Source organism: Spirosoma panaciterrae DSM 21099, from assembly GCF_000374025.1.
GTDB classification, from domain to species: Bacteria; Bacteroidota; Bacteroidia; order Cytophagales; family Spirosomataceae; genus Spirosoma; species Spirosoma panaciterrae.
Genome location: NZ_KB893173.1, coordinates 446,186 through 465,119 on the forward strand (window position 1 = coordinate 446,186; position 18,934 = coordinate 465,119).

Annotated in this window: 19 protein-coding genes; 12 read left to right on the forward strand and 7 right to left on the reverse strand. The window is 46.8% G+C overall.

Going from position 1 to position 18,934, the window contains the following annotated elements; all coding sequences use genetic code 11:
* Positions 1 to 153 precede the first annotated feature (153 nt).
* The 3 genes from B153_RS34675 to B153_RS0105360 all read left to right on the forward strand — a co-directional run bounded on the left by B153_RS34675 (position 154) and on the right by B153_RS0105360 (position 3,371).
* Positions 154 to 1,479, forward strand: a complete 1,326-nt coding sequence (locus B153_RS34675; RefSeq protein ID WP_020595649.1) for a sensor histidine kinase — start codon at positions 154 to 156, stop codon at positions 1,477 to 1,479.
* Positions 1,476 to 2,150 (forward strand): response regulator transcription factor, encoded by a 675-nt coding sequence (locus tag B153_RS0105355; RefSeq protein ID WP_020595650.1) that lies wholly within the window; start codon positions 1,476 to 1,478, stop codon positions 2,148 to 2,150. The genes B153_RS34675 and B153_RS0105355 overlap by 4 nt, the downstream gene beginning before the upstream one ends.
* Positions 2,151 to 2,258: 108 nt before the next feature.
* A complete protein-coding gene (locus B153_RS0105360) occupies positions 2,259 to 3,371 on the forward strand; it encodes a hypothetical protein (RefSeq protein ID WP_020595651.1) in 1,113 nt (370 codons plus the stop codon).
* 99 nt (positions 3,372 to 3,470) lie between these two features.
* Here the strand turns inward: B153_RS0105360 and B153_RS0105365 are convergent, their stop codons facing one another.
* Positions 3,471 to 4,667 (reverse strand): alpha/beta hydrolase family protein, encoded by a 1,197-nt coding sequence (locus B153_RS0105365; protein WP_026261922.1) that lies wholly within the window; start codon positions 4,665 to 4,667, stop codon positions 3,471 to 3,473.
* Between the two features lie 433 nt (positions 4,668 to 5,100).
* Here B153_RS0105365 and B153_RS0105370 point away from each other — a divergent pair, with 433 nt between their 5' ends.
* The 5 genes from B153_RS0105370 to glgX all read left to right on the forward strand — a co-directional run bounded on the left by B153_RS0105370 (position 5,101) and on the right by glgX (position 9,246).
* Entirely contained in the window at positions 5,101 to 5,805 is a 705-nt protein-coding gene (locus B153_RS0105370; RefSeq protein ID WP_020595653.1) for a YiaD family glycine zipper/OmpA-like lipoprotein, read from the forward strand.
* 60 nt (positions 5,806 to 5,865) lie between these two features.
* Positions 5,866 to 6,078 (forward strand): hypervirulence associated TUDOR domain-containing protein, encoded by a 213-nt coding sequence (locus tag B153_RS0105375; RefSeq protein WP_020595654.1) that lies wholly within the window; start codon positions 5,866 to 5,868, stop codon positions 6,076 to 6,078.
* 8 nt (positions 6,079 to 6,086) lie between these two features.
* Positions 6,087 to 6,431 carry a DUF3140 domain-containing protein gene (locus B153_RS0105380; protein ID WP_020595655.1) on the forward strand — a complete coding sequence of 115 codons (345 nt, stop codon included), beginning with the start codon at positions 6,087 to 6,089 and terminating at the stop codon, positions 6,429 to 6,431.
* A 92-nt stretch (positions 6,432 to 6,523) separates the two neighbouring features.
* A complete protein-coding gene (locus tag B153_RS0105385; protein WP_020595656.1) occupies positions 6,524 to 6,979 on the forward strand; it encodes a ferritin-like domain-containing protein in 456 nt (151 codons plus the stop codon).
* Between the two features lie 128 nt (positions 6,980 to 7,107).
* Positions 7,108 to 9,246 (forward strand): glycogen debranching protein GlgX, encoded by a 2,139-nt coding sequence (gene glgX / locus B153_RS0105390; RefSeq protein ID WP_020595657.1) that lies wholly within the window; start codon positions 7,108 to 7,110, stop codon positions 9,244 to 9,246.
* Positions 9,247 to 9,332: 86 nt separating this feature from the next.
* Here the strand turns inward: glgX and B153_RS0105395 are convergent, their stop codons facing one another.
* The 5 genes from B153_RS0105395 to B153_RS0105415 form a co-directional block, all read right to left on the reverse strand.
* The gene (locus B153_RS0105395; RefSeq protein ID WP_020595658.1) at positions 9,333 to 9,836 is read right to left on the reverse strand and encodes a pyridoxamine 5'-phosphate oxidase family protein; all 504 of its coding nucleotides are present in this window, start codon (positions 9,834 to 9,836) and stop codon (positions 9,333 to 9,335) included.
* A 106-nt stretch (positions 9,837 to 9,942) separates the two neighbouring features.
* Positions 9,943 to 10,359, reverse strand: coding sequence for a four-helix bundle copper-binding protein (locus B153_RS0105400; protein ID WP_026261923.1), 417 nt, complete (start codon positions 10,357 to 10,359; stop codon positions 9,943 to 9,945).
* Between the two features lie 32 nt (positions 10,360 to 10,391).
* Positions 10,392 to 10,604, reverse strand: coding sequence for a DUF2188 domain-containing protein (locus B153_RS0105405; RefSeq protein ID WP_020595660.1), 213 nt, complete (start codon positions 10,602 to 10,604; stop codon positions 10,392 to 10,394).
* 295 nt (positions 10,605 to 10,899) lie between these two features.
* Positions 10,900 to 12,378 (reverse strand): hybrid sensor histidine kinase/response regulator, encoded by a 1,479-nt coding sequence (locus tag B153_RS0105410; protein ID WP_020595661.1) that lies wholly within the window; start codon positions 12,376 to 12,378, stop codon positions 10,900 to 10,902.
* 66 nt (positions 12,379 to 12,444) lie between these two features.
* Complete coding sequence (locus B153_RS0105415) at positions 12,445 to 12,864, reverse strand: response regulator (protein WP_040760880.1); 420 nt, start codon at positions 12,862 to 12,864, stop codon at positions 12,445 to 12,447.
* A gap of 519 nt (positions 12,865 to 13,383) precedes the next feature.
* Between B153_RS0105415 and B153_RS0105420 the strand changes: the two genes are divergently transcribed.
* The 4 genes from B153_RS0105420 (at position 13,384) to B153_RS0105435 (ending at position 17,569) form a co-directional block, all read left to right on the forward strand.
* Positions 13,384 to 14,028, forward strand: coding sequence for a porin family protein (locus tag B153_RS0105420; protein WP_020595663.1), 645 nt, complete (start codon positions 13,384 to 13,386; stop codon positions 14,026 to 14,028).
* Between the two features lie 133 nt (positions 14,029 to 14,161).
* Complete coding sequence (locus B153_RS0105425; RefSeq protein ID WP_020595664.1) at positions 14,162 to 15,262, forward strand: Nif3-like dinuclear metal center hexameric protein; 1,101 nt, start codon at positions 14,162 to 14,164, stop codon at positions 15,260 to 15,262.
* Positions 15,263 to 15,279: 17 nt separating this feature from the next.
* Positions 15,280 to 16,035 carry a zinc ribbon domain-containing protein gene (locus B153_RS0105430; protein WP_020595665.1) on the forward strand — a complete coding sequence of 252 codons (756 nt, stop codon included), beginning with the start codon at positions 15,280 to 15,282 and terminating at the stop codon, positions 16,033 to 16,035.
* 76 nt (positions 16,036 to 16,111) lie between these two features.
* A complete protein-coding gene (locus tag B153_RS0105435; protein ID WP_051097226.1) occupies positions 16,112 to 17,569 on the forward strand; it encodes a tetratricopeptide repeat protein in 1,458 nt (485 codons plus the stop codon).
* Positions 17,570 to 17,621: 52 nt separating this feature from the next.
* Here the strand turns inward: B153_RS0105435 and B153_RS0105440 are convergent, their stop codons facing one another.
* Positions 17,622 to 18,809, reverse strand: a complete 1,188-nt coding sequence (locus B153_RS0105440; protein ID WP_020595667.1) for a phosphoglycerate kinase — start codon at positions 18,807 to 18,809, stop codon at positions 17,622 to 17,624.
* Between the last annotated feature and the right edge of the window lie 125 nt (positions 18,810 to 18,934).

Sequence of the window (18,934 nt, forward strand, 5' to 3'; positions counted from 1 at the left end):
AACCTACATCTCATTTTTGCCCGACTCTGTTAAGCAGTGCCTAATGTTTGTTAATGAGTTGTTAACGTAGCCCCAATTTGTGGATGAGGATTGAGTGATTGAACGAATAGTCCGTACTTTACACTCATTCAGCAATTCAATCATTCAGCCTCCATGTCTCGTCTGCGATTGTTGGTTCTGCTTTCGGTGCTTTCCATTATCGGTATTCTGGCAGTACAGGTCGTGTGGGTACGAAACGCGTATGCACTGCGCGAACGACAGTTTCGCCAGTCGGCATTCATTGCCTTGCAGGATGTGGCTGATGAAGTGGCCCGGCTGAATCATTTTACACTGAATCGCTACGCCGTTACCCAGCTCTCCGACGATTATTTCATTGTAAACACCGACGCGCCCATCGACCCGGCTGCACTTGAAACGTTTATTCAGGGCTCTCTACAGGCCCATAACCTGATTACCGACTACGAATACGGCATTTACAACTGCGAAACGGACCGGATGGTCTATGGCGCTTATGTAAGTCCAAATGCTTTGACAAAAGGCAGGTTGCAGAGTGTCCGAAACCTCCCCAAATTCCCCCGATATACTTACTATTTCGGTATCCGTTTTCCCAACCAGGCCGGATTCGTAGCAGGGCAGTTAACGGGCTGGGTATGGTCGACCGGGGCAGTACTTCTGGTTGTACTTTTCTTTGGGTATACGCTCAGTGTTGTTTTGAAACAACGCCGGCTAACCGAAGTACAGCGGGATTTTATCAATAACATCACTCACGAACTCCAGACGCCCGTATCAACCATTCGGGTGGCGGCCGATGTGCTACAAACCGATGGAATAGCCCAACAGCCTAATCGCCTTAAACAGTATGCACGTGTACTGGGCGAAGAAAGTCAACGGCTACAAAAACAGGTAAATAGCATTTTACAACTGGCAAAATCGGAACGAACCGGGTTTGTGCTCGAAAAAACGGAGGTAAACCTACACGACTTGATGACCGAAGCCGCCCAGCAGTTTGCTCCCCACATAACTCTGGACCTTACGGCTCCCAAGGCCGATATTCATGCTGATCGGTATCACCTTGAAACAACGCTGAACAACCTGATTGATAACGCCCTGAAATACTGCGATAAATCACCCAGCATTGTCTTGCATACCCGGCAGGAACAGAGTAAACTACGCTGGTCGGTCAGCGACAATGGCATCGGAATTGCTCCCAAGCATCAAAAAGCCGTTTTCCAACAGTTCTATCGGATAGGTTCGGGGCATACCCACAATGTAAAAGGCTTTGGACTCGGGCTGTATTATGTCCGGCAGGTTATTCGGGCACATGGCTGGCATCTGGAGTTGCATAGCGAACCGGGCCAGGGAAGTACATTTACGATATTTATAGCGAGTGAGAGCGTGAATGAGCGGAAACCTGACAAGTTAGGCGAGCCATTATATTCACGTTTTCGCTCATTCACGCTTTCACGAATTAAGCTTTGACACTGGCTCGTATTTTATTCGTCGAAGATGATGTAAATCTGGGATTTGTGATTCGGGATACACTCGAAAACGTCCCTTTCCGGGTTACGCATTGCACCACTGGACCGGAGGCCTGGGAGGCTTTTCAGGCTGGCCCGTTTGATGTGTGTCTGCTGGATGTCATGCTGCCCCAAAGTGATGGATTTACCCTTGCCCGACAGATCCGTTCGGTCAACACACAAGTTCCCATTTTATTTCTGAGTGCCCTTGCCAATAAAGAGGATCGCCTGCAGGGGTTACGATTGGGAGCCGACGATTATCTGACCAAACCCTTTAGTATCGAAGAACTGATCCTGAAAATCAATGTATTCCTCCGACGTACTGTTAATCACCAACCTCAATCACTGCCAGCGGACATTAAGCTTGATCGGCAGAATCTTACGCTCACGATCAATGAGCAGGTTCAGGCCTTAACCTATCGTGAGGCAAATGTTCTGGCCTATTTTCTGGACCGTCCTAATACCCTCGTTCGTCGCGATGACCTGTTGCGGGCCGTTTGGGGCGATGATGATTACTTTATGGGTCGTAGTCTGGATGTATTCATCTCCCGGCTGCGCAAACGATTAGCCCAGGTACCGTCCATCCGAATTGACAATGTCCATGGCGTTGGGTTTATTTTGCGCCGTTCATGAACTCCATTTGCAGCCTACCTTTTCTGCTTCGTAGTTTGCAATCCGAAATTGGCGCTGACTGCCCGACAGGAACGGTAATCCGCGACTCTTAAACCACAAACTATCCCGATGACTTACAAATTACCTGCTCTTTTGCTAGTAGCTGGGCTGTTGTTGTACGGTTGTAAAACAGCGAAGCTCCCCAACCAGTCACTGCCTACTACCGCCCGCGTTTTGCAGGAAGGGTTTCTTACCTGCTTTGCCCCGGGCACTTCGCTCAACAATCAGCCCGTATGGTGCGAAGCGTCGGCTGTGTTGTTTGACGGAAAACATATTCTGTTTGCCAATGACAAAGATATGCCAGCCGGTCAGAGCCCGGTTTTTATGAAAACGCTCGATGATCTGGCCGATTCTACCCGATCACCAACCTACCTCACGCGTCCCCTCTTTTCCTCAACCCGAAAATACGAAGATTTCGCTCAGACGCCCGACCGCCGTTTTGTGCTGCTCACCACAGCCTTCGACCGGGTCAAGTCGGGCAGCCATGACTGGGATAGTTACAACACCATTCTTTACTGGCGTAGTGGTGATGAACAGCACCCCCAGGTGCTTGCTCCCGACGATACCAGTCGAACCTCAATAGCTTATCGCCAGCGCATCGCTCAGCTATTGGCTACTGCGGAATTTCCGGGAGCCATTCCGTACTTCAAGATTGAAGGATTAGCCGCTACAGACAAGCAACTGCTGTTTGGAATTCGGGAAGAGGGCAAATCGTACGAGAGCTTTACGTACCAGGCTAAAATCATCAGTGTATCGTATCAGATCGAGAAAAAAGGCGATTCGGAGCGAATCCGGCTGGCCGACGACTGGAAAATTATCAACAACTTCGATATAGCCGCTGCCGAACCCTCACTTCCAAAACCGCTGGCCTTATCCAGTCTGGAATACGATCCTTACCGGGGCTGTTTCTGGCTGCTCACGTCGATGGAAGCCAATGGTCAGCTAGATGCTTATCTTTGGACAATCAGCCCCACCGACTTGTATGCTGGTAAACCTTTTTCATTAATGCGTAATGCGCAGGGCCAACCCATTCATACCCCCGGCCATAAAGCCGAAGACCTGACCCCACTCGATCAGAACCGATTGCTGCTCATCAGCGACGATGACCGGACTCGTACCACCATCGGAACACAAATTCGAAATCCAAATCAGGCTGCTTATACGATTCTCACAGTTAACTAAGTTGATTTCTCTACAATAAAACGTCCCGAAGGCCTTGCGCTCTCGGGACGTTTTGTACTCAGCCACGGTTTCAGAATGGTTGAGCAACGCCTAAACCGTTTATTGAATTGACCCAAAGAACGAATACGTTCCGGTAATGAAGGGAATAACGCCCGTGGCATGCGTGGCCCCTGGCATCGTTATCAGTTCTACATTCGTTGCCCCCCGCTTCTGCATGGCGTCGTAGGCATTTTTTGAGTTCAGGTAAAACACAATTTCATCCGCATCGCCATGATAAAGCTGGGTTCTTGTTCGAGGTCGCCAGTCATGGATATCGTTATCCTGCACAGCGGCCAGAAAAGCCTTATCTGTTCCATCATTGACGGCCTGTTTGAAACTTTCCGTAAATGCCTGATTCAGACTAACGCTGATCGATGCATTTTTTCCCGAAGCGGCTACCTGCGTTGCATAGGGCTCTTTAAAGTAATAGCTCATTGGTCGGTTCAGCCCATAAATCCGGTCGTAGGTAAGCAGTACCCAGATATACAGTCGATTAATACTGGCATCTCCACCCGTTTTCTGATTCAGAATATAGCTCATAAACGCTGGCTTATCATAGGCCCCTGCTCCACAACTCGACGCAACCAGATTGAATTCATTTCCGGCTTCTTCTTCCAACTTCTTCTGCAAGGCCATAGTGGCATACCCACCTTCCGAATAGCCAGCCAGAAAAAGTCGACTATCCCAATTTATACGCTGGCTCGTCAGAAACTCACGGGTAGCCCGCAGCATATCGAGCGAAGCTGTGGCTAATCCATTGCGATGCTCATAGGTATGCGGCAGGTCTTTTGAGGCTCCATAGCCAATGTAATCGGGCGCTGCAATAATATACCCCTGGGAGGCAAACACGGAACCAAATGTATAAGCTTCGCTACTGGGGCCGAAGTTTGAAGGCGCGTCGGTTTCGCTCGTGATTGTGCCGTGCTGCATACTTAACAATGGCACTGCGCCTGTGGTAACCGGAATCAATAAAGCCCCGGAGGCTTTCACCGGCTTACCATCGGTGTTGGTGGTCATGTATTCCAATCGGTAGGCTTTTATTCCATAATGGATAAACACCTGTAGAAGAGCATTCGCGCCTGTGAACCGACTCCGAAGCTGATCTGTAGAATATTCCCCTATCAGCGAGCTATTTACTAAAACAACTGGCTGACTGGGAGTTACAGAGCTGTCGCTATCGGCCGTTTTACAGGCTACTGGCGCGAAACATAATAAGCTCCCTACAAAAAGAGCGAATAACGATTTTCTAAATATCATGGAATAGAACCTAAATTGAATAGCTATAGAATTAACGCTTTTTCGGCCCTATTCGTTTATGGCCCTTTGGATAAAATCGGGACAAAACACAGAGATATACCCTTAACTATCAATAGTTTAACAACAAGAATCGATTATTAATACTCCGTATTCAAGCTAAATCAAATAAGCTGAAAGCTGACTGGCGCATTTAAGCAGTCAATGAATACAGTTTTGTAGAGCCCTTTCCACAACTCTATGAATCTTCCTTCCCGGTTACTCTATTAAATTACTTCGCTATATAAAAAATTATAGTTTTTTTTACCCTCAACATATAAACACAAAATATTGACTATCAAACAGTTGCCAATAATAGGTTCAATAATACTGAGATTTGGGGTTAAACTGGTATAAGGTTTGGGTATCTATAAGCAATACCAATATTCACAACGCTATGAATTATGAACTGAAATCTGTTGCAACCAAGGCACTGGCAATTCCACTGGCAATTTCGCTGATGGCTGGAAATGTGGCCTGTGCTCAACAGAAAAAATTGAACAAGACTCAGAAAGGAGCTATAGTTGGAGCCAGTGGTGGCGCTGTTATCGGCGGCATGATCGGTAAATCAACAGGTAAAACAGCTATGGGGGCCATTCTTGGCGCCACGGTCGGAGGAGCTGCTGGTGCGGTTATTGGCCGACGTATGGATAAACGTGCTGAAGAAATACAACGTCAGATGCCCAATGCCCAGGTTGATCGGGTGGGCGAAGGAATTAAAGTATCGCTTGGCTCAGACATTTTGTTCGATGTTGACTCGTATGCACTGAAGTCGTCAACGAAACAACAACTGGTTGAATTCGCTCAGACGCTTAATAAGGAAGAAGATACAGATATTTTAGTAGAAGGTCATGCCGATGCTACGGGTTCAGCAGACCACAACCTTAAATTATCGCAACAACGAGCCAATGCGGTTGCCAGCTTTCTGGAAACTCAGGGCGTAAAAACCTCACGCGTTGATGAGAAAGGTTATGGTGAGTCGCAACCTGTTGCCGATAATGCAACCGCATCGGGCCGTCAGAAAAACCGTCGTGTCGATATTGCAATTTTTGCGAACAAAAAAATGCAGCGCGAGGCTAAAAACGGCAAGCTTGGTGAGTAACTGATCGGATGGTTAGGAGAATTCTCCTAACCATCTTACTATATACCAGAACATAAACCGATGGATACGCCCAGAAAAGGAGACAAGGTAAGTTGGAAGTACGGGAAAGGTAAAGCTGAGGGTACTATCGAAGAAGTACACAAAGATGCTATAGAACGCACTGTTCAGGGCGCCACCGTCAAGCGCAAAGGGTCGACAGAAGAACCAGCTTTAGTAATAAAACAAGACCATAAGCGAATTATTAAGTCGGCTAGTGAAGTCACAAAACAATAGACTGAATTATGACAGCAACGCTTGATGAACAGGAGAAAAAAGAGCTTCGGCATACGTTTGACAAACTGGTCAATATGTCGGCCTCTACGCTAACAAAGTGGCTGCAAACCGAAGAATCTAATTCAGTGGGCCAAACAAAAGGCGGTAACACGGAGTCTATTGGTCATCAGTCGGGCAAACGAATCATCGAGATTCTTCAAAAGAAGGTCGATGAATTAACTGAAAGCGATTATGAGCATATGCAGAAAGTAATCAGTTATGTGAAGCGTCACAGCGCCCAGCGCCCCGAACACGTAGCTAATTCAAACTGGGCTTATTCGTTAAAAAACTGGGGTCATGACCCCGAAAAATAAAGGCTGCTGGTCAGACAGCTTAACTTTCTGATTTACTCAACTCGAAACGTTACGAAATACTTTTTTTGATCTAGTACAACCTACACAACGTTATGAATGTGAAAGTAACCCGGAGTGAAATCCTTGAACAGCTTAGTCGACTGCTAACGCTTAGCCGCGATGCCGAAAAAGGATACAATGAAGCGGCTGAACATGTCGACAGCCACGAGTTAAAAACCTTGTTGCTTACCCAATCGCGCCAACGGGCCGAGTTTGCCCTTGAACTTGATCGCGAAATCCGAACATTGGGCGGTGAACCCGACGACAGCACCAGTCTGGCTGCCGACCTTCACCGCGCCTGGATCAATATAAAATCAGCATTTGCCACCAATGATGATAAAGCTGTCGTACAGGAATGCCACCGGGGCGACCAGGAAGCCCTAAATAATTATAATTCTGTACTTCAGGAAACTGACTTAGTAGCCAGTACTCGAGAGTTGCTGCTTCGCCAGAAACAGAGTATCGACTCGGCCAATTCTACAATGGCCCGTCTGGCCTTGGTAGTGTAGTGAATGGTGGGATTGGAAAGCCTGCTCCCTTTGGGGGTAGGCTTTTTTGTGCCTAAAAAATAGCGCAAACAATCCTCTTTCACGCTCAGTTAAACAACAAAACCACTATTCTCTACGCATAGAACGTTATGAGTAAAGCATCTAAAGTAAATTCAGAAGCAGCCACTTTGAGCACCAAGCCGGGTAAGCCGTATCCCCTTGGCGCTACATACGATGGTGAGGGAGTTAATTTTGCCTTATTTAGTGAGAATGCAACGGCTGTTACGCTTTGTTTGTACGACGAAGCCAACCCGGCTGAAGAAATTACCCGCATCCCGCTTATTGAACGAACCGATCTGGTCTGGCACATCTATCTGGATGGCCTAAAGGCTGGTCAACTGTATGGATTCCGGGTGGATGGACCTTATGATCCGGCTTCAGGACACTACTTCAACCCGTCCAAACTCTTGCTCGATCCGTATGCCCGGGCCATTCACGCGCCGGTCAATCATGATGATGCCTGGTTAGGCTATGATTATGGCGAACTGGCCACCGATGATGTAGGGGTTGAACCGCATCAAACAACGTTGATTAGAAGTGAAAAAGATAGCGGCCCTTCAATGCCCAAGAGCATTGTGATCGACCCTGCTTTTGACTGGGAAGATGATAACGCTCCGGGTATTCCTTTACACCGTTCAATCATTTACGAAGTGCATGTGAAGGGATTCACCCATCTGCACCCAACCATCGACGAGTCGGTTCGGGGTTCGTATGCCGGGCTTGGCTCCCCCGAAAGCGTTGATTATCTGAAGAAACTAGGGATTACGGCTGTTGAACTATTGCCCGTCCACCAATTTACGGACGAAAGTTATTGGGGGTATAACAGTATTGGCTTTTTTGCTCCACAAAATACCTATTCGGCGGCTGGCATGATGGGGCAACAGGTTACGGAGTTTAAGCAGATGGTCAAAAATCTGCACAAAGCGGGTATCGAAGTCATTCTGGATGTAGTCTATAACCACACGGCCGAGGGGAATCAGCTTGGCCCTACACTCTCTTTCAAAGGTATTGACAATCGGGTTTATTACCACCAGGTCGGCGATAATCCTGAATATTACATGGATTATACGGGTACAGGCAACACGTTCAACTTAAGCCATCCCCGCGTATTACAGCTCGTAATGGATAGTCTGCGTTATTGGGTGACCGATATGCACGTAGATGGATTCCGGTTCGATCTGGCATCGGCACTGATTCGTACCGACGAAGAGTTTGGCAGTGTATCTGCCTTTCTGGATACCGTTGCTCAGGACCCAATTCTGGCTCAGGTAAAACTCATAGCTGAACCCTGGGATATTCACTCGTATCATGTGGGTGGTTTTCCGGTTCGTTGGTCGGAGTGGAACGGCAAATACCGGGATACCCTGCGGGCCTTCTGGAAAGGCGATCCTGGCAAAGCGTCCGAAACAGCCACCCGAATTCTGGGTAGCCCTGATCTGTATGCCAATGATGGCCGGTCACCAGCTAACAGCATCAACCTTATCACAGCGCATGATGGCTTCACCCTGAACGACCTCGTTACGTATAACGAGAAACATAATGAAGCCAATGGCGAAGATAATCGAGATGGCTCGAACGATAATTTAAGCTGGAACTGTGGCGTCGAAGGGCCTACCGACGATACAGCCATCAATGAACTGCGGGAGCGGCAGAAACGTAATTTTCTGACTACGATGATGCTCAGTCAGGGTACGCCCATGATTGTAATGGGTGACGAATACGGTCGTACGCAGCAGGGCAACAACAACGGATACAACCAAGACAGCCCAATAAGCTGGATGGATTGGCACTGGAACGAACAGCAACAGGCTCTTTTCGAATTTACAGGCCAGCTAACCGCTCTGCGCCAGGCTACTCCCCTCCTCAGTCGACGTCGTTTTTTTGGTACAGAACAGGTGGCCTATTTACGCCCTGATGGACTGGAAATGACGGGCGATGATTTTAATAATCCCGAAACACGTTGCCTGGCCTTGTTTATCGATGGACTCCGGGTAACCGAGCAAACTGAAGATGGCCAGGATGTTGGCGATGAGCAATTACTCTGGATCCTGAACGCCTACTGGGACGACATTCCATTTAAACTCCCGAAAATAGACCGTAAACGTGCGTCCTGGGAGGTTCTTGTTGATACAGCTGCCGGACAGGTACACCCGAATGGTGAACCCGTTAAAGGGGGTAGTACGATAACCGTTGGTGGACGTACGTCAATGCTTCTTAAACTGGCATAACAAACCTACGAAAAGCAGGAAGGGGGTGAAAAAGAGAACGAATCAACCCGTTCTCTTTTTCACCCCCTTTTTATTATTTCTTTTCTCTAATTATACACCTTCTCATTTTCTCCCATATCGGGTGGCGTACCCGTAACCAGAGCAGCCGCCTGTTGGAACAAACGTACCATTCGGCTATCACTGGCACTCCAGTACTCAGCCATATCGATATGGACCTTCAGCAAAATCAGATCCGGGTCATCTTTACCCTTGGGAAACCACGCTTTAGCTTGTGGATTCCACAATTCATCTACTTTAGCCCGGTCGTCTAACTCCTCGGCATGCCCAGACACAGATACATAATCAGCATCACCAACATCGGCAAAGGATAAATTCACCCGATTATTGTTGTGATCGATCTGATCCACTTTGGGTGACGTTCGGTTGGTAAAGAACCAGATTGTTCCTTCCTCATCGACTTGCAGAGCCGCCATCGGCCGACTAACCAGATTACCTTCCTGATCGATGGTGGTCATCATCGTAATGCGAATGTCCTCGATCATGTCCCGGACTTTCTCTAACTGTTTGTTGATCTGGGGTTTTGTTTCCATAACGTTTTAAAAAAAATCATCAGTCACTAGTCGCCAGCCAATTGTAAGGGATCTCCTGTCCTACGGCTGTTGACTATCGACTGACGATGACTACGTATTGACTAAGTTAATTATAAAGTGTTTGACGCAGATCGATACCGTAAAATAACGAGGCTGGTGTAGTTACTGGGTTTTTAGCTTCCAGGTCAGTCTGATACCCCATGTCAATAATGTTGACACAACAGCAGATCGTTTGCTGGCATATAGCGTAAACCTGATTGGCCCGTTCGAAATTATACTGGCTAACTTCCTGCGCACATTTCTCGCAGACCTCTATGCAGGCTTTAGCTAACAAACGAGCATTTTCAGAACCTCTTACGTATAGCGTGGCCAGATTTCGGCACATATCGGCACAATCGAGGTTGAGAAATATGCTGCGATACCAATTCTCGATATCCTCTGCATTAGAACATTCCGTTGCGAATTGGTTGCAGAGCGTAGAGCAGCTTATTAAGGAATCGTAAATCGTTTTTTTCCAGATCATTGCCATAGGTAGTGTTTAGATGGTAGATAAGGTCAGGCGTAGATCTGATCATTTTTGATCGTCCATTCCTGATTGGAGCGTTCAAGACGAGCCCACCGGCGAGCTTCGTCTACACTAATCATGATGATATGCTGCTGATCCAACTGCCCTTGTTCCTGCAGTTGATTTGCAATTTCAATCGCCTTTGCCCGTGTTCTTGGGCTGAGTGACCGCATGGCCGCCGGAAAATGAGTAATAGACCACATAGCTTGAATTAGTAGGTTACTGAATACTATGCTTTTTCTATGCCATATCGAGCAGCAACTTACTATACTCATATACGTTAAAACGTAAACTACTATCTATCAAGACACTAACATTGAGCCAGGATGTTTTTTTTATAGACCGCTCACAACCCCTCTATTTTTTACTGAAATTTTCTGTGGAAGTTTGTGTATAATTTTACTCAGTTAATTCCACAAAAAAACCAGCTTTTGTAGAAAGCTGGTTAAAACACAATCGTCATACACACGGTACCTCATTGAGTTACCAAGGTCAATTTTATCTCGGAAAATACAGCCGGAACGTCGTTCCCTTCCCTTCCTGACTTTCAACCTCGATCGATCCTTTATGGCTATTGATAATATTTTGAGTCGCAGTCAAGCCCAGACCCATTCCGCCCGATTTCCCCGTAAAAAATGGGTCGAATAATCGCTGACGAACCGATTCACTGATCCCTTCACCGTTATCACTCACTTCTACGTATACCCGGTTGTTATCGGTACAGCCCGTTCTCACAATCAGTACCCCTTTCCCTTCTTCCATTGCTTCCACGGCGTTGACCAGAATATTAAGGAGTGCTGTTTTAACCTGGTCACGGTCGAGTAAGGCGGAGCAATCGTCGGTCGAAAACTGGGTTTCAAGCCGCATTCGTTTCAGCTTAATCCGATCACTGATGAGTTGAATCGTTTCCCGAACTACCGGATTAAAGTCTTGTTTTTTACGATCAAGGTCACGCGGTTTCGACGAATTGAGCATCTCAGTTATAAGTTGTCCAATACGATCTACATTGCGCTCAATAATATCGGTAAACATGGTAATAAACTCGCTATCTGTATCGAGTTCATCCTTGAGTTGTTCCAAAGCCAGACTCAGGTTCGTGAGCGGGTTTCGGACTTCGTGAGCAATACTTCGGGCAATTTTGCCGGTCATGCTTAGCTTCTCAGCCAGAATAAGATCCTGCTGAGCCCGTTTCTGATCGGTAATATCCCGTACAATGCCCTGATACCATTCGGGGTGGCCAATCACGTCTTCGACTGCCCAAACCGAAATCTGACAGATTCGTTTGCGTCCATTTCGATGAATAAGCGTGGTTTCGAAGTCTTTAATCTGCCCATGCTCCCGTACGTTGAAGCGCAGGTTACGGAGTTGGTTCAGGTCGGCAAAAAGCCGGGCCGGGTTCAGATGAATCAGCTCATCGCGGCTATAGCCCAGCAGGCGTTCAACGGAAGAATTTGCGTCCTGAAAACGCATTTCATCATTAGCCACAAAAATGGCATCGATCGACCGCTCAAATAGTGTTCTATACTTATTCTCTTTTTGAGCCAGCTCGGCCAGGACGCTGGCCTGCCGAAGTGCATATCGAATACTACGCCCCAGCAGTTGAGCGTCGATACGACCTTTCACCAGGTAATCGGCAGCACCCAATTCGAGAGCCGACTGATCGACTGTAAGATCGTCCTGACCAGTCAACAAAATCATGGGAGCCCGGCATCCCATCTGAAAGGCTTCCTGAATCAGGTCAATGCCGGTGTAGTGGCCCAATCGATAATCTACCAGATAGACATCATGCTGGTCTTTATCAATGGCAGTCAGTGCTCTATCGTAGCTGTCTACCCAATCCAATTTGATTGAGGCATTTTCCTTGACCGAAACCAAGGCTTTTGTGAGCAGGTAATCATCTTCGTCGTCTTCAATCAGAAGTACACGTATGATTTCTTTTTTTTCATTAACATTGAGCGTGGCTGGCGCAGTAATCATAACACAGGAAATTGTAAGCTGCAAACCCTTGATAACTAGCTCCTGAGAGCCTTCTTCTTCAACGGTTTATGGCAATTTAACGGTATCCATCCAATACGTTTTCAAAGCTCCTACCATTTCGACCAAACGGTTAAAATTGAACGGCTTTGTCACAAACGAATTAACTCCCAAATTGTAAGTTTTAAGCACATCCTCATCGGCAGTCGAGGTGGTCATCACGACAACGGGCAGTCGGCGAAGTTTAGGATCATCTTTTATTTCACTCAGAGCCTGAAAACCATTTTTACGAGGCATATTTAGATCCAGAATCAGCAGATTTGGCCAGGGAGCATTTTTTTCGTTATAACGCCCTTCCCGACGCAGATATTCCATCAATTCTTCTCCATCTTCAACAAATTGGATATTGTGTGCATAACCACTTTGACGAAGCGCCTTATCCATAAACAAGCGATCGTCTGTGTCATCATCAGCTATCAAAATCGTCATGGAGGTAGGTTTACGGTGCATATAGATCTTAAAGTTACGGCTATTGGTAGCGGCATTTTTAACCGAAATTAAAGATACCGCGAAAGTCATTCGTTCTACTCAGAAACAACATGGTTTTATTATTTCTCAGAAGCTGACCCTACCTTCAAAATTACTCAAAAACATCAACTTTTTTGATGGCACCAGATGATAAAATCGAATATACTTATTTTAATCATGAATAAACCTATTAAATAATCATATTTAAAATTATCAACTTTACCTTTCACATACTTCGATGAATACGAAGTATATTTCCTATCTGTAGGTTTGAATGGCCTATTCTACAGTTTGGGGAACTAATTCCCCAAAAAATTCAGATGAGTACTTTTACATTCCTACATATACATAAGCGATAAATCCGTCAGAGTGAGTACAATAGACGCCTGTTAAGCCATTCATACTATTTTGGCATGAATTTGCTACTGCCTGGTATATAGATCAGGACAAATCATACCCTGTTCTGCCTACATAAGCGTTATGAAAAAATCAGTAAAAATCCTACTAACTACAACTGTTTTAACGGGTCTTCTCTTTGTACTACAACCTGACCGTGCTACGGCACAGGGCATTACCCGTGTTGGGATAAAAGGTGGTCTTAATGCCAGTTCACTGTTTTACGACAGTCAGGGTGTTAGCGACAAAAATGAGCGTATTGGCTTCCACGTCGGCGTATTTACGCAAGCCCCTATTGGTGAATTTTTTGCGATCCAGCCCGAGTTATTGTATATGACCAAAGGTGCTTCTGCAACGTATAATGTACTTGGTTTTTCGGGTAAGAATACGTTTAAGTTAAATTATGCTGAACTGCCCGTGCTGGCGACATTCAAATTAGGCCAGTCTGTTGAACTGCAAGCCGGTCCTTATGTATCGTATCTGTTGAATTCAAACATTAATTCAAACGGTGATTTTGGTACCGGAACAAGCGCAATCAACCGCGACAATTTTAACAAAATCGATTACGGTATTGCAGGCGGCCTTAACATTTATTTCGGCAAAGCCTTTATTGGCGCTCGTTACGAACAGGGGTTACAACAGATTGCCAACAGTGGCGCAGCCAAAACCGTATTAGGCAATGCTAAAAATGGTGTAGGTCTGCTTTCCATTGGTTTTAGCGTAAACTAGTTTCGAAGCGCGAAAGAGTAAATGAGTGAACGAGCGAAAACTGGCACAAGGCTATTTTTTCGCTCGTTCATTCATTTACTCTTTCGCGCTTTACCTATATCTTGCCGCCCTCTTACTAATTTATCCATCGGATATGACGCAGGTTCGGCAGTTAACAGCTTACATTGAATCATTTGCTCCACTGGCATACCAGGAATCTTACGACAATGCAGGGCTCATCGTTGGCGACCCCACTGCTGAGATTACAGGGGTTCTGGTTACGCTGGACGCTACTGAGTCGGTTGTTGATGAAGCCATTGCCAAAGGCTGTAATCTGATTGTTGCCCACCACCCTATTGTTTTTAAAGGGCTAAAAAAACTGAACGGTAAAAACTACGTAGAACGAACCGTCATCAAAGCCATCAAACATGATGTCGCCATCTACGCAGCTCATACCAACTTAGACAATGTGGCGGGTGGAGTCAATTTTAAAATTGCCGAGAAACTACAACTACAGAACGTTCACATTCTGGCCCCAAAATCACAGGTCCTCAGCAAGCTAGTGACATTTGCCCCCATTGCTGCTACCCAACGAGTTCTGGAAGCGCTCTATGCTGCCGGAGCCGGGCAAATCGGCGACTATAAAAATTGTAGCTTTCGTACAGAAGGCACGGGCACGTATCAACCAGGCGATGGAACAAATCCAGCTATTGGCGAGGTCGGTGAGTACCACGAAGAAACCGAACATCGCATAGAAGTACTTTTTCCTACCCACCAGCAGGGACAGATCCTAACCGCTCTACGGCAGGCGCATCCCTACGAAGAAGTGGCTTATTACCTGTCAACACTCGATAATCAGAATCTGGAAGTAGGTTCTGGAGCCATTGGCGAGTTGCCCGAACCCTTGTTAGGCAACGCATGGCTTTCGTATCTGAAGGAGCACATGCAGCTTAATCTTATCCGATACACCGCATTACCTACCCGTCCGATCCGACGTATTGCCGTTTGTGGGGGCGTCGGTAGTTTTCTGCTTCCCGATGCCGTACGAGCAGGAGCCGATATTTTTGTTACAGCCGACTACAAGTATCACGAATTTTTTGACGCTGATAACCGCATTGGCATCTGCGATATTGGGCATTATGAAAGTGAGGTTTTTACGAAAGAGTTGATTAGCGGGCATTTGGCAAAAAAATTCACTACTTTTGCGGTAATTTTATCTGAAACGGATAACAATCCGGTTAGATACTTCATATAGCACTAACTATTTTCCGAATGGAACTAACGATTGCGCAAAAATTAGACGCTCTCCTTAAATTACAATCGCTTGATTCTCAACTAGATGAACTGATCAAAATTCGGGGAGGGCTTCCTGAAGAGGTTCGCGACCTGGAAGATGACATTGCTGGCTTTGAGACTCGTATTGGCAAGTTTCAGGCAGAAATCAAAGCATTGGAAGAAGACATTGAGCGCAATCGCGTTGCGAAGAAAGATGCCGAAAAGCTGATTAACAAGTACAAAGATCAGCAGATGAATGTCCGCAACAACCGTGAATTCGACGCTATTTCAAAAGAAATTGAATTACAGTCGCTCGAAATTGAACTGGTTGAAAAACGTGCCAACGAAGCTCAGTTTCGGGTACGTGGCAAAGAAGAGGAGATCAAAACAACTCAGGCCGCCCTCGATGAGCGCCGGGAAGATTTGAAAGCCAAAAAGCAGGAACTCGATCAAATCACCTCTGAGAGCCAGGAGGAAGAAAAGGAAATCATCAAGCAACGCGAATTGCAGGCAACTACGATTGAGCCTCGTCTGCTGAACTCGTATAACAAAATTCGTGGCAACGCCCTCAATGGATTAGCCGTTGTTATTGTCAAACGAGGTGCCTGTGGTGGTTGCTTCAACGTAGTACCTCCCCAGCGGCAGGCCGACATCAAAGACAAAAAGAAGATTATTGTCTGCGAACATTGTGGTCGTATTCTGGCCGATGTAGAAGGCGTTCCCGAACCAGCCCCCGTTGGCCGTGGTCGGTAAGCATTTCGCTCCAGAAACTGGCTATCTGCCCGCCATTTTAACGCATTGTTTATCAAAAGCACCGGGTTTAGGCCCGGTGCTTTTGTTTCTATTTCTCGGTCTTTCAACTCAGCTTACGGCCCAGGATTTCTCCTGGACTCCGGCCTTACATCGGTCTTACACCGACCTGCAAAAACTCAAAGTGCAGTCGGCTCAGCAACTGCTGGCCCGTGAAAGCCCCCATAATGGCATCCGCATTTTTCTGGACGACTATGCTGATATGATCCTGCTCGTCACTACCGACGACGAGAAAGCCTTCGCCCGGTTGAGCGATCGGGAAACTGAACGGCTCGATGCCTTAAACGATCTGGATAGTAAGTCACCCTGGCAACGGGTTGCTCTGGCCGAAGTAAGGCTGCACTGGGCTTTTGCCAAACTCAAATTCGGAAAAGAGATCAGTGCCTGTTGGGATGTGATTAAAGCCTACAAGCTTTTGGTCGAAAACCAGAAGCTGTTTCCCGACTTCCTGCCCACCTACAAATCACTGGGTACGTTGCACATTATGATTGGTTCCGTACCCGATAATTATGTTTGGGTCGCCCATTTACTGGGTTTGCGTGGAACCATCAAGCAAGGCCAGCAGGAATTAGTACGTGCCCAGCAAGACTCTGTATTTCGGCTGGAAACCCGCCTGATCGACCTTATGGTACGAGCTTATGTCCTGAAATTTACCGATTACGACAGCCAGACATTACAACAACTTATTAACGACAATACAGACAATCTACTCCTTCACTTTTTTGGTGCCACCATAGAGCAGAAAGCGGGGCATAGTGAACAGGCTCTTACTTACCTATTGAAACGACCTACTGGTCCAGCCTATCAGACGTTGCCAATTATCGAAAACATCCTGGGTGATATCTATCTGCAAAAAGGCGAATATGTTTCAGCAACCGCTCATTTTCAGCGCTTTCTTGATACCTACAGAGGTCAAAATTTCCTGAAGGATTCGTATTACAAACTATTTCTGTGCCACTGGCTTGCCAACGATGTGGATGCCCAAAGCCGACCGTTTCTGGAGAAAGTACTCACCACTGGACGCACCACGGTAGAATCCGATAAGGCTGCCCAAAAATTTGCCGAAGCGTACGCCAAAAAGGGAGCATCTGCCAATCAGAAGGTGCTAATGCGAGCCCGACTGGCGTCTGATGGCGGGTTTACGGATATTGCACTGGCGTATCTTCGGCCCTATGATGAAGCTAAATTTGCTTCTACTGCCGAAAAAGCAGAATACAATTACCGAATGGGTCGCATCTACCAGCGACGAGATGAGCCGGATGCCGCTATTTCTTTTCTCAACCGGGCCATAGTCCTCAGTGAACCGGCAGGCTTGTCTTTCGGGGCAACAGCGGCTTTACAGCTAGGGTATATTTATCAACAAAAAAACGACCGAACACGAGCCCGGTCGTTTTTTCAGAAAGCACTTAGCTTCAAACGTCATGAATATAAAAACAGCATCGACAATAAAGCAAGAGCGGCATTAAGTCAGTTGTAGCGCATTGAAATTTTCGGTTACAACCAGTTTTTATAAACCGACCATTTTATAACTACTCCAGTGCGGCTACGCCTGGCAACGTTTTGCCTTCCATGTATTCGAGCAGGGCACCCCCACCTGTCGAAACGTAGCTAACCCGATCTCCATAGCCAGCCTGATTGACAGCCGATGCCGAATCGCCACCACCAATGAGGGAGAATGCGCCATTTTCTTCCGTTGCTTTTACAACAGCTTCGGCAATGGCGTTCGTGCCATGCGCAAAATTTTCAAACTCAAACACACCCATTGGGCCATTCCAGAGAATTGTTTTCGAATTCAAAACAACGTCGGTAAAAAGCTTGATGGTTTCAGGCCCGATGTCCAGACCTTCCCAGCCATCAGGAATCTCGCCCGTAGCTACTACCTGCCGGTTGGCATCGTTTGAAAAATTATCGGCACAGAGGTTATCGAGGGGCATATAGATCTTCACGCCTTTCTCCTCTGCTTTTTTCAGTAAGTCGAGTGCCAGTTCCTGTTTGTCGGCTTCGAGCAGCGATTTCCCGATCTGGCCACCCTGTGCTTTCGTAAAGGTATAGGTCATCCCTCCGCCAATGATCAGGTTATCGACCTTATCCAGCAACTTCTCGATAATAAGAATTTTGTCGGAGATTTTAGCGCCACCCATGATAGCCGTAAAAGGCCGTTCTGCATTTTCGAGTACCTTTTTGGCGTTATCAAGCTCAGCCTGCATCACATAACCGGCTACGCGATCTGTAAAAAACTGCCCCATAACGGCCGTGCTGGCATGCGCCCGGTGTGCTGTACCAAAGGCATCATTTACCCAGACATCACCCAGTTTGGCAAGTTTTTCGGCAAAAGCCACATCGCCTTTCTCTTCTTCTTTGTAGAAGCGCAGGTTTTCGAGGAGCAGGATTTCGCCCGGTTGCAGACTGGCAGCCAGATCGGTAGCCGACTGTCCGATGCAATCGTCAGCAAATTTCACCTCACGGCCAAACGCTTCGTTCAGAGCAGGTAGGATATGTTTTAAGGAATATTTCTCTTCGGGACCACCCTTCGGCCGACCCAGGTGCGACATCAAAATGGCAGCGCCACCATCGTTAACAATTTTCATCACCGTCGGAATGGTCGCCTTAATGCGCGTATCGTCGGTAATATGATATTCTTTGTCGAGGGGCACATTGAAGTCAACCCGGACCAGGGCTTTCTTCCCGGCAAAATTGTAGGAATCTACGGTTTTCATGCGACTGCGTATGGTCGTTGGTTTGCGGGGCCAAACTTAGCAGTTTTTCAGCAGACACAAACAGGAAGTTTGCGCTTATGTTATGAAGGCACACCAAAGATGCTACCCATCCTGGTTTCAAACTT